Below are 10,899 nucleotides of genomic sequence, written 5' to 3' on the forward strand. Positions count from 1 at the left end.
GAAAATACCCCACAAGTGTTCTCCCTCTTGTCAGCCCTTCATCAGTCTTTTTCTTATCCAACTTGGGCTCCGACGGCAATCAAGAACAGCAAGGACCAGAATCACGTTATCAATGATCCGGTAATATACGGCAAATGGGAACCGCTTGGAAAGCAGGCGGTGGCATCCAAAGACCAGTTGGTGAATCCCTCCGAAGTATGCTAAGGAGTCAATATCCGAATAAAGGGAATCGAGGAAATACGATCCGAGGCCGGGAGACTGCGACTCATAGAATCGATATCCCTCCTCGAGGTCCCTTTCGGCTGGGCTAAGGATTCCTATCTTCATGAGATCTTTTTCTTAATTCTCTTCTTACTCTGTTCCCAATCCGAGGCAGTCACTTTACCAGCCGTGAAAGCCTGTTCTCGGTCCTTAAGGATGGCTTCATGCCAAGCCGGGGATTTCATTTTCTTGTCATCTCGAGTTAGTTCCGACCAGAGCTTCTCCATCAAATCCAGCTTCTGGGCAAGTGAAAGTTTGGAAATGGGCAAATCAATTCTTTTCATAGCGTCTCCTTTTTATTATGCAGCCACGCTGTCATGTTATATACACCTGAAAAAGTAGATGGGTCAAGGCAAAATTTCCAATGATCCTGGTCCGGTCGGGCCTGTCCGGTTTGACAGAATAAAGAAACCTGTGGCTTGATGATAATAGATGGATGTGATTTGAGAAAAGTCATGAATAAAAATTAGCCGGGCCAATGCTTGGTGCAGGATATGAGAAAGGATGATGAAATCATGAGAATTATCGATGCAAGAGAAGATTACAGCCTCATTCAGGAATACAAGGATCTGATCGTGAATGACAATTGCAGCGAACCGCGCGGGATACAGGTCCTGCTGGACAAGGAGAAGACAGCCCGCAGGTTGAGCCTCTATACCTCCATCCTTGGTTACTCGAATGCGGTGGACAGTGTGGGAGACGATTGGGCCTTGACCGTTAAAATAGGAAAGTGTATCTGTCCCGTGGCATGATCAAGACCGTTCCTATTATTAGAAATGACATCATATTGGAAATCCCTCCCTCGATAAACCCATTCGAGGGCAGGCGCCGGGAGGAATTTCATCTTCCCTTCCTTTGTAAGGAGGGGAATGGGTTTATGGCTCGTTGAGCCAACGGCTCATAGAGGAGGTAGACTTCCCTGGCTCTACCCCACCTATCCTCCCCTTACAAAGGGGAGGCGAATAGCGGGCCGCCCGGGGGACGGTTCCCGGAAACGCGTACTGAATTCGACATTCAGCATCCGTTCGGCCTCCTGCAGGGTTTCCTCGGCCTGCTTCATCCGATATTCGAAGAGGCTCTCCGTATCGGTCATACTTTCACCCCCTCCTCGCTGATGTTCTTCACGATCGGAGAAGACCGCAGAGGAGTGTTCTCAAGTTCGTATCGTGTAAAGATCAGGGGCGATATGTAGACAGAATGCGCAAAACCCACCTCCCACACGGCTTGGTGGATTTTATCCTCCAGGTTACGGTCGAGGGATTCCACTTCTCAGTTTTCGGAGCAGACCCAGTCCGATCAAACCGGAACAAAAGAGCAATATAGAGGCCGGTTCAGGGACGAAGACTGAACTGTGGGGACTACCCGGCGAGGAGAGAATATCTATGGAACCACCGGCATTGCCCATGGGAACCATCTGCCAGGCCCCCCCGCCGCCGCTGCCTGGATAGTAGAGTCCGAAATCCCAGGATTGCACGATCGTTCCGGTGTTCCAGTCATACCAGGACTCCACGGCATCCAGATACAAGTCGGTCTTCGATCCGGCCCACCACTGCGTAGCAATGATATTCTGAATACCATAATCCCCTGTGGTAAACCATTGCGCCTCCAAACCCGTGTCGTCTTGCCAGTATGACCACCCGACAGGCAAATCCGCCGAGGCAAAGGGTTGATTGGACCACAGTGTAACCAGATTCGGTTTTTCATCGGTTACAAATGCCTGGCTCCAATCGGCCTCACCGGGAATGGTCCTCAACATGAAGATGCAGACCATGAATAGGAATAAGGTGTTTTTCATAAATGACTCCCGTGCTTTAAGGGATACCGGCCCTATCACGCTGTCTCGGCACGTCCCTTGAGTTTTTAAACCATTCAAAAACTTATTCAAAACCGCCAACATCTCTTATCCCCTATGTCTCTCAAGAAATTCAAGTCAATAAGGATGATTTCGTCCATTTATTTCTATTTTAACGATAATTAATCCGTTTTCTCCCTTTTTTATTATTTTAACATACTTTTTGAAAAAATGTAGCATTATTTTGGATTTTCTTGCGATGAGGATATCAAAACGGTTGGGGCAGAGTGAGAAGGTGCAAAGGGTCTTGGATAAAATATCAGCACCCTTCAGGATGACATCAAGTAGTTTCCATCTGCATTTCACAGAAGGATGCGTTCTGCCGTGTACATATTTGCAAATACGGCGGCATTCGAGCGCGTCCCCGTATTGAAGAACAGAGCCGCTGCCCCATCTCACCTATATCTGGCGGGGTCAGGATGGGATGCAACGGAATTGATTTCAATATGAGAAGCTGATCCGTACGTCATTGCCGTCCTCACGATTGATCTGCCACAGCACCTTGGGCTGATAATCAAACAGTTTGGCCACAAACACATCCGGAACCCTTTCGATACGGATATTATAGATATTCACCCCTTCATTGTAGAGCTCTCGGCGGTCGGCAATTTCTTCCTCAAGTTCCGTTATTCTTGCCTGGATCTGTCCGAAGCTTTTGTCCGCCTTGAGTTCCGGGTACTTTTCCGAAACGGCAAAAAGGGACTTCAGGGCTTCGGTAATCATCCCGTCGGCCTTGCGTTTTTCTTCCATGGTGTTTGCATTGGACATCATGGCCCTGGCCCGGGTGACTCTCTCCAGGGTGTCGGCCTCGTGTTTCATATACCGCTCGCAGACCGAAACCAGTTTAGGGAGTTCGTCGTGCCGCTGTTTCAGGAGCACATTGATATTGCTCCAGGATTTGTCCACGTTGTTCCTGACAACAACCAGCCCGTTGTAAATAATTCGGTATTTCTTATAGGAGTAATAGACACAGTCGGTCTGGGAGTATGGGGTTTTTAAAAAATATTTCTGTCTTGCCTTACCCTTGACTTCCACAAGCCCCATGGGCATGGACCGGATCTTGCTGGTCGGACAGTTCTCCAGGGCACGCTTCCGTTTGATCATGATGAATGAATGTATAAAGCCGATCAGTCCTAAAAAGATGAGTCCTGCGGATAAAAAATGAAACTGCTTTACGGCATAGCACCAGGCTATGGAGCAAAAAAAACCAGCCGTGAGCGGATAGATAAGGACCGGAGGCCCCAGCCTCCGGACGTGCCTCCTGTATTGCCGCAGAAACAGCTTGAGGCCGCTCCCCCACGTCCTGATCTCCCCTGTCACCACCTCGATCGGGGATTCCGGAGGGGACGGTGGAATCCGTGAAGCTTTCCCCGATGGACCGGATGCGCGGCCAGGATCTTCCCAAGGGTCCTCTTTCACCTCCTGACGGCCCAAGAGAGGGCCGGTCAAAAGCAGTCCATCCAGTTCACCGAGGGCCTGGACCGGAGAGACCGGATCCCGGTCATGGACCGTACGGAACATATCCTGGGTATAGGCCAGATAGACGAAACGGGAATAGAGAGCGAACTCATTGAGAAGCCTCTCCGGAGAATCCGAATCCGGTGAATTCAGGAAAGGAAGCTCGCTCTCACCAAACCCCGCATCCATCACGGCCCTGACTGAAAATTTTCTGATCAGCTTGATCACCTCCGGGAAGTTTTGTGTGATGGATTTCAGGCTGCCTTCCCCGAGTGAATGAAAATTGAACCGTTGGCTGTCCAGCCGCAGAGGCGTATTGGATCCTGAGATGTAGATATCCATGACCGGATGGTTCTGGAAAATAAACCTCAGCCGTCTGCTCAAAGGATATTCCACATCCTTTCCCACGACAAGCCTTGCGATCTGTTTTTTCTTGAGCTCTCCGGGTTTCATGGTCGTAAGAACAAGAATCGTTTCCTGAGTTCGGTCGAGCGAGGTTATTTCCCCTCCTCCCGGCGCCATAAAGCGCAATCTCTCCAGGCCTGCCTCAAGATCTGCTGCCCGGATGCTCCGTGCTCCCTTTTGAAGCTCCCTTTTGCTGATCACACAGCACGGGAAACCCTCGGCTTTTAAACTTCCCGATAAATGCTCAAGGATGTCCGCATCCTGTCCTGACAAAAGGACCTGGAGGGCCTCGCCCGTAAATTTTTGCCGTATGGTCGCTTTGTCCAGACCGGTAAGTTCTGAAAGGGGCGCAAGATAGGGATCGATCTTATGAGGATCCGTAGAAAAAGGGCGGATGACCAGGTAGTGGTGGGTGCTCTGCTCTATGGACCTAACCGTCTCGGATGCACGCATGGATTACCCCTGATTAACAAGGCCCCTGCCGGATGAAAACACAGGTCGAAAGATCAATATACCCGCATGCCAGGAACCCCTTGGAGCCCTTGACGATCAGGAGGGGGAGCGCCAGTTCAATGCGTTCCTTTGAAAGACCGGTCCAGTCCACTGCATGGCCCTTCTTAGTCCCCGACGATCCTCTCGGCAAGTCACCCTATTTTACGAATAGGGCCGCTTAACCGATGATACAAAGCCTCGGCACTCAATCAAAAAGACGATACGGCTGAAGAAAACAGGGGGCGGATGTCCCTACTGATCGGATACGTCTCGATCCAGGGCTTCCTGAAAAGCCCGGTTTGCATCCTGGATATATCTCTCCCTGGGAAGGAGCACACGGCTGACGATATCGAGGGTTCCGGATGCCATCCTGCCGTCCCTGATCAGCTGGCGCCCTGCCTCTTTGGCCGCATCAAGGATGTCCTGCACCGGTTCGCCTATCTTCAGCATCACCCGAAACGCCTCGCCGTGCGGCCGGAGAAGCGCCCCTGCAAACTCAAGCCCTGCATTCCGGCAAAACGCCTTCATGTGGGCCAGCATGGGATCAAAATTGTCCTTTTCCCAGAGCCCGCAATTGGAGACGAGCGCCAGCTTGCCGGCCGTGTTTCCGTCCCTTCTCGGATGGCGGGAGTGATTGTCGCACAGCTCAAAATAAGGCTGTACCATCGGAAGCATCCGGTCCATCAGGTTCTTCACCGGTCCGGGAACACCGTCGCAATAGACGGGCACAGCAAACACCCAGATATCTGCGGCGCTCAGTTTGGGAAGGAGCATCGCCATATCATCCTCCTGGAGGCACTCCCCCGGCGTGCTGAACCAACAGTTAAACTCCGCGAGACAGGGGTTGATCTTCAGTTTCCGTGTATAGACCAGTTCAACCTTGGCGCCGGCCTCTTCCATGCCATCGAGGAATGGAACAAGGATGAGGGCGGTGTTTCCCACACCCATCTTCGGGCTGCCGTTGATTGCAATGACGTTCATAGCTGCCTGATCATTTCAGATGTTGGCCGGTTCGAGCACAGCCGGTCGGAACGTTCCAATACCGGACATTCACGCGGGACATCGGCATTGCATAAGAGGATGCGTCTTCATACTCCATCTTAAAGGAACGGGCCGAACGGCTCCACCCTCTATAGGAAAAATACCAACTAATTCATACCCTGTCAACTGCTTTGTAAAACTGCACAAAATCCCTTGGAATGCGGCATTAAATTGGTATATGATCATATTATATTTTAAAGCCCTCAATTGCGGCTAAAAACCCGCTGATGGTTATCTCATATGAATAAGATCATGTATCGTACGGCCCTGACCGCCAGTCTGATGATAGGCGCTCAAGTGATGATGATTCTGCTGAGGGGAGAATCCGCCTGCCTGAACCAGGGTTGCAAGGTGGTTGAAGGCCTGATGACCCTTTCCCCCCTTCTGTTCAACCTGGCGGGGCTGGTTTACTTTCAGCTTCTATTCTGGATCTTGTTCCGGACGAGGTTCAGGCCTCAGGCCGCCATGGAATGGATTTCGATCCTGCTTCTTGCCGGTCTTTCGGTGGAAGGGGTGCTCCTCTCTTATCAGATCTTTGTGGCCCGGGCCTTCTGCTCCTACTGTATCCTGCTTTTTCTGATGGTCCTGCTGATGAACGCCTTGGCCGGACGGCAGCAGCTCTTCAAGGGAGCGGCGGTTGTCGTTGCCGTCATCTCGATATTCTCCCTGCTCAGCTTCGGCCCCTCGATGGTTTTGTCCCGGTATCAATCCCTGGATTCAGGGACATTTGCCGTAAAGACCTGTTCCTCGCCGGTCAAGAAACTCTATCTGATCTTCTCTTCAGAGTGCCCCCATTGCCGGAACGTGATCAAGGCGCTGGAGAACTGCAACAGCTGCGATTTTCATTTTAATCCGGTTGACCGGATAAAAACTCTGGATCTTCCTGACCTGGAACGCAGGGCATCCTATTCCGCAGAGTTCAACCGTCTCGTCCTTTCACTCATGGGCATCAAGGAGGTGCCTGTGGTGATTGCAAAAAATCCGGACGGCTTTTCCATTATCAAAGGGGAGACGAACATTATCCAATATATCGAGGAAGCCTGTTTTCAAAAGGCCCCGCTTTCGTATATAAACCCGTCATGGTCCCCTGGTCAGGAAGAGATGAAATCGTCCGAAGATGAGAATGGTCTCTGCGGTGAGGGCTCGGAATGTCATTGAATAGCGGGAAGTTTTTAGAAAGTTAAACCCATGGCCGCCGTGCCGGGAAACATTCTCTATATGCTATACCATGATAGGGTGCAGCTTTAAATCCCTTGATTTTCAAGGGGGAATTTGTTAGTTTGTCTCATAATTTAAACCAAAGGGGATGCACGATCTATGATTGACCTTCATACCCATACGCTTCTGAGTGACGGCGCGCTCCTCCCTTCTGAGCTGGCCCGCCGGGCCGAGGTGATCGGTTACAAGGTCATGGCCTTCACCGACCATGTGGATCATTCGAACCTGGACTATGTCGTTACGAGCATCCTCATGGTCTGTAAGGTGATCAACGCCAGGGGCGGGCTTCGTGTCATCCCGGGCGTGGAGATCACCCACGTCTCTCCGGCTCAGTTCGGGGACCTGGCGGCGAGGGCCAGGGCGCTGGGCGCTAAAATCGTGGTGGCCCACGGGGAGACCCTGGTGGAGCCGGTGGCCCCCGGGACCAACCGTGCGGCCATAGAGGCCGGGGTGGATATCCTGGCGCATCCGGGCCTGATCTCCGAGGAAGAGGTGGAACTGGCCATGGAACGGAGGGTTCTCCTCGAGATCACCACGAGAAAGGGACACTCGCTTTCCAACGGCCACGTGGCCAGGCTGGCTATGAAGCTGAAGGCCGGGCTTGTCATCAATACGGATACGCATGATCCCCAGGATTTGGTGGAAAGATCCATGGCCGAGAGGATATTGATGGGGGCCGGCCTCACCCCGGATACGGTGCATGCCGTTTTTAAAAATTCCGAGGCGCTGGTCCAAAGACTGAAATAAACAAATAAGGGAGAAAAAAGAATGTCCAAAGATAAAAAACTGCAGGAACCGGACGAGTTTCTTGTATCCCTGCGGCGGATCTACCAGTACACCCTGGAGAACATCAAGTTCATCTCACTGATCATCGGCGGGATCACGGCCGGGGTGTTGATCATCATCCTGGTTTTGTATCAGGTCAAGACGCAGAGGGAGAAAGAGAGCCTGCTTTCGACCCAGGCGATCACCGCCTATCATGAGGGGCGCATCCAGGATGCCCTGAGCTCTCTGAAAGGCCTTTCCGGAAGCCAGGGTGTTTCCGGGGCTATAATCGAACTGTACCAGGGGAACATCCTCTATGGAGAAGGTCAATATGAGGATGCCCTGAAACATTTCAAGAAGGCTCAGGACCTCGCCGAAGGAAAGAAACTTGAAACCATACGGGGGCTTGCCTCCCAAGGCCTCGCCTATACCGAGATGGCGCTGAAGGACTATGGCAAGGCCGAAGAGGCCTTCAAAGGGATGGGTGCGCACTTTCAAGATCTCTCCCTCCTGGAGTTGAGCCGGCTCTATGCTTCAAAGGGAGAGAGCAGCAAGGCCAAGCATCTCCTCGATGAGATGATCAATTCCTTTCCGGAATCCCCCTGGGTCCCCGCCGCCAAGGCATTGAAGGACCAGGAAACGGGCAAATCATCCGGTTGATCCCATTGGAATCGAGGACCCATGCATGGACCGCATAGGCGTTTTGGATCTGGGCACCAACACCTTCCGTCTTCTCATCGCCGGTCGGACGGCGAATCATCCTCTTGAAAGAAATCTGATGGACCGGCGGGTTGTCCGCATCGGGGAAGGGTTTGTCCGGAGCATGAGGATCTCTATTCCTTCGGTGAAGCGGGGAATTAAGGTCTTGAAGGAATTTGCTTCACAGCTTAAGCGCCATGGTGTGGACCGGGTTCTATCCGTGGCCACAGGGGTTTTTCGAGAGGCTGGAAATGCAGCCGAAGTCATAGAGGAAATCGAAGCCTCATGCAGGTTCCCGATCCGGGTCCTCACGGCATCCGAGGAAGGAACCTACACCCTGAAGGGTGTCCGGGCTGGGATGAACCTGAGCGGGACCCGTGAAGCCCTGATCGTGGATATCGGCGGAGGAAGCACGGAGTTTGTCCGGACCGGCCCGTCAGGCAAGGACCGGGTCCTAAGCATTCCTGCCGGCGCGGTCTATCTGAAAGAAAGATTTGAACCTTCAGCATCCTCTGAACCGAAAGCGTTTTCCGCCATGCAGCAATGGATCGAGAATACGCTGGAAGGCGTTCTTTCGAATGTCTCGGATTCCGATGCCATGACCTGCATCGGCACAGGAGGTTCGATCACAACCTTGTCCTACATGGTCATGGGACTCCGACGATATGACCCGGCCAGGATCCACGGCGCCCTGCTGACCCTCGATGAGGTGGATCGTCTTTTGGCAGAGGTCAGGACGGGATCATGCCGGATGATTCAAGAGCGTTTTCATCTTGAGACTGGGAGAGCGGATCTGGTCCTCTATGGAGGGGCCCTGACTCAAGGGATATTGAGGAGATTGCCGAGCCGGTCTTTGACGGTCAGTGACTACGGCCTTCTGGAAGGCCTGGCATTGGAGATGCTGGAAGACCGGAAGGGAGATGCCGCGCCCGGAGACACAGGCAGAGACTGAGCCGGAACAGGAACTTTTCATGTGTAGATCTGACCGTCCACCATGTGCACAATGCGGTCGCTCTTTCCGGCCAGATGCTCGTTATGGGTAACGATGACAAAGGTGACTTTTTTCCTCCGGTTGAGATCGCGCAGCATCTCATGTACCGACTCTCCGGTGGCGGTATCCAGGTTGCCGGTGGGCTCATCCGCAAAAACGATTTTCGGATTCATGCAGAGGGCCCTGGCCACGGCCACGCGCTGCTGTTCTCCGCCGGACAGCTCTCCGGGCTTGTGGTCGGTGCGGTCTGCAAGCCCCACGTCGGAGAGAAGCTCTATCCCCCGTTCCATGCATTGATGCCGGGGTTCTCCTGCGATCAGAAGAGGCATGATCACATTTTCCAGAGCGGTAAATTCAGGGAGGAGATGGTGGAACTGGAAGACAAAACCGATGACCCGGTTACGGAAATCGGCAAGTTTGTCGTCATTCAGGGAGAAGACATCGGTTCCTTCATACAGGACCTTACCGCCGCTGGGATGCTCCAGGGTCCCTAATATATGAAGGAAGGTGCTTTTCCCCACACCCGAGGCCCCGCAAATGGCCATCATTTCACCCGCGCGAATCCTGATGTTGATCCCCTTCAGCACGCCCAGAGATTCGGGGCCGGCCCGGAAGGATTTTCTTAGATCCGTTACTTCTACAAGGATATGGTTATTGTCTGTTGTCATAGCCTCTTTCTCGATCCTTTTTTTATCACAGGGCGACTGCGAAGTAAAGGGAAGAATCAACATGGACGATCTGGCCGTGAATCTCAGGAAGCACGTGATGGAACTCTCGGAGCGCATTGGGGAAAGAAATGCCGTGCGCTATGAGTCATTGAACAAGGCCGCGGACTATATAGAACAGCGCTTCAAGGCATTCGGATTTGAGCCTGCGAGTCAATTCTACGTTCTGGAGGGGAGGAGGTACAGGAACATCTATGTTACAGTCCCAGGGAAGCGTGCGCCGGAAGAGATCATCGTGATCGGCGCCCATTATGACACGGTCTTCGGGACCCCCGGAGCGGATGACAATGCCAGCGGGGTCGCCGGCCTCCTGGAACTCTCAAGACTCTTTGCAGGCGAATCCCAGGGGCGGACCATCCGGTTTGCAGCCTTCACTAATGAAGAACCCCCTTTTTTCCGTACCGGGAGCATGGGGAGCCGGGTCTATGCCAGGGAGGCCAGGGCAAAGGGGGAGAACATTCTCGCCATGCTCTGCCTGGAGATGATTGGATATTTCTCCCCGGACAAGGGAGCGCAGGGGTATCCGCTTCCTCTGATGAAGGCCTTCTACCCGAAGACAGCCGACTTCATCGCTGTGGTGGGAAATCTCGGATCTCGGTCCCTGGTGAACCGTGTGGCAGAGAGTTTGAAGAGCCGGCCCGGGCTCGGCGTGGAGTCCCTTTCCACATTCGAATGGGTTCCGGGCGTGGATTTCTCGGATCACTATTCCTTTTATCAAGAGGGCTATCGCGCCGTCATGATCACGGACACGGCCTTTTACCGGAACGCCAACTACCATAGGCACACGGATACGCCCGACACACTCGATTATGCCTCCATGTCGGAGGTTGTTAGCGGGCTGCGTCAGAGCATCCTCGACCTTGCTCGATAAGATGAAGAAAATCAGGGGCTCGGACCGCTCAGTCTGTTCGAATCATCACAGGATTTCCGGAAGGACACGGCCAAGGGCTGATCTCATATCTTTTAGTTCCGGGTACTTCCTCAGATTTTCC

At 52.8% G+C, this 10,899-nt stretch carries 12 protein-coding genes; 6 read left to right on the forward strand and 6 right to left on the reverse strand.

Translation table 11 applies throughout. The annotated features are described in order from the left end of the window. Nucleotides 1–30: 30 nt before the first annotated feature. Both AUK29_01770 and AUK29_01775 read right to left on the reverse strand, forming a co-directional pair. Nucleotides 31–327, reverse strand: coding sequence for a hypothetical protein (locus tag AUK29_01770; GenBank protein OIP65889.1), 297 nt, complete (start codon nt 325–327; stop codon nt 31–33). Then, nucleotides 324–545 carry an acyl-protein synthetase gene (locus AUK29_01775; protein OIP65890.1) on the reverse strand — a complete coding sequence of 74 codons (222 nt, stop codon included), beginning with the start codon at nt 543–545 and terminating at the stop codon, nt 324–326. The genes AUK29_01770 and AUK29_01775 overlap by 4 nt, the downstream gene beginning before the upstream one ends. Nucleotides 546–755: 210 nt before the next feature. Here AUK29_01775 and AUK29_01780 point away from each other — a divergent pair, with 210 nt between their 5' ends. Further along, entirely contained in the window at nt 756–1,013 is a 258-nt protein-coding gene (locus AUK29_01780) for a hypothetical protein (protein ID OIP65891.1), read from the forward strand. A 494-nt stretch (nt 1,014–1,507) separates the two neighbouring features. Here AUK29_01780 and AUK29_01785 read toward each other — a convergent pair whose 3' ends face one another. The 3 genes from AUK29_01785 to AUK29_01795 all read right to left on the reverse strand — a co-directional run bounded on the left by AUK29_01785 (nt 1,508) and on the right by AUK29_01795 (nt 5,449). Then, the gene (locus AUK29_01785) at nt 1,508–2,158 is read right to left on the reverse strand and encodes a hypothetical protein (protein OIP65892.1); all 651 of its coding nucleotides are present in this window, start codon (nt 2,156–2,158) and stop codon (nt 1,508–1,510) included. Nucleotides 2,159–2,554: 396 nt separating this feature from the next. Further along, nucleotides 2,555–3,055: a LemA family protein gene (locus tag AUK29_01790; protein OIP65899.1), complete on the reverse strand. Its 501-nt coding sequence runs from the start codon at nt 3,053–3,055 to the stop codon at nt 2,555–2,557. A 1,665-nt stretch (nt 3,056–4,720) separates the two neighbouring features. Further along, nucleotides 4,721–5,449, reverse strand: a complete 729-nt coding sequence (locus AUK29_01795) for an iron-sulfur protein (protein OIP65893.1) — start codon at nt 5,447–5,449, stop codon at nt 4,721–4,723. A 300-nt stretch (nt 5,450–5,749) separates the two neighbouring features. On the opposite strand from AUK29_01795, the gene AUK29_01800 reads away from it, so the two are divergent. The 4 genes from AUK29_01800 to AUK29_01815 all read left to right on the forward strand — a co-directional run bounded on the left by AUK29_01800 (nt 5,750) and on the right by AUK29_01815 (nt 9,143). Continuing rightward, complete coding sequence (locus tag AUK29_01800) at nt 5,750–6,667, forward strand: hypothetical protein (protein OIP65894.1); 918 nt, start codon at nt 5,750–5,752, stop codon at nt 6,665–6,667. Between the two features lie 159 nt (nt 6,668–6,826). Beyond that, nucleotides 6,827–7,474 (forward strand): PHP domain-containing protein, encoded by a 648-nt coding sequence (locus AUK29_01805; GenBank protein ID OIP65895.1) that lies wholly within the window; start codon nt 6,827–6,829, stop codon nt 7,472–7,474. Nucleotides 7,475–7,495: 21 nt separating this feature from the next. Continuing rightward, entirely contained in the window at nt 7,496–8,152 is a 657-nt protein-coding gene (locus tag AUK29_01810) for a hypothetical protein (GenBank protein OIP65896.1), read from the forward strand. 25 nt (nt 8,153–8,177) lie between these two features. Further along, complete coding sequence (locus tag AUK29_01815) at nt 8,178–9,143, forward strand: hypothetical protein (protein OIP65897.1); 966 nt, start codon at nt 8,178–8,180, stop codon at nt 9,141–9,143. 17 nt (nt 9,144–9,160) lie between these two features. Here AUK29_01815 and AUK29_01820 read toward each other — a convergent pair whose 3' ends face one another. Further along, a complete protein-coding gene (locus AUK29_01820) occupies nt 9,161–9,850 on the reverse strand; it encodes an ABC transporter ATP-binding protein (protein ID OIP65900.1) in 690 nt (229 codons plus the stop codon). A 61-nt stretch (nt 9,851–9,911) separates the two neighbouring features. Here AUK29_01820 and AUK29_01825 point away from each other — a divergent pair, with 61 nt between their 5' ends. Next, nucleotides 9,912–10,778 (forward strand): hypothetical protein, encoded by an 867-nt coding sequence (locus tag AUK29_01825; GenBank protein ID OIP65898.1) that lies wholly within the window; start codon nt 9,912–9,914, stop codon nt 10,776–10,778. Nucleotides 10,779–10,899: the final 121 nt, after the last annotated feature.

Source organism: Nitrospirae bacterium CG2_30_53_67, assembly GCA_001873285.1.
Taxonomy (GTDB): Bacteria; CG2-30-53-67; CG2-30-53-67; order CG2-30-53-67; family CG2-30-53-67; genus CG2-30-53-67.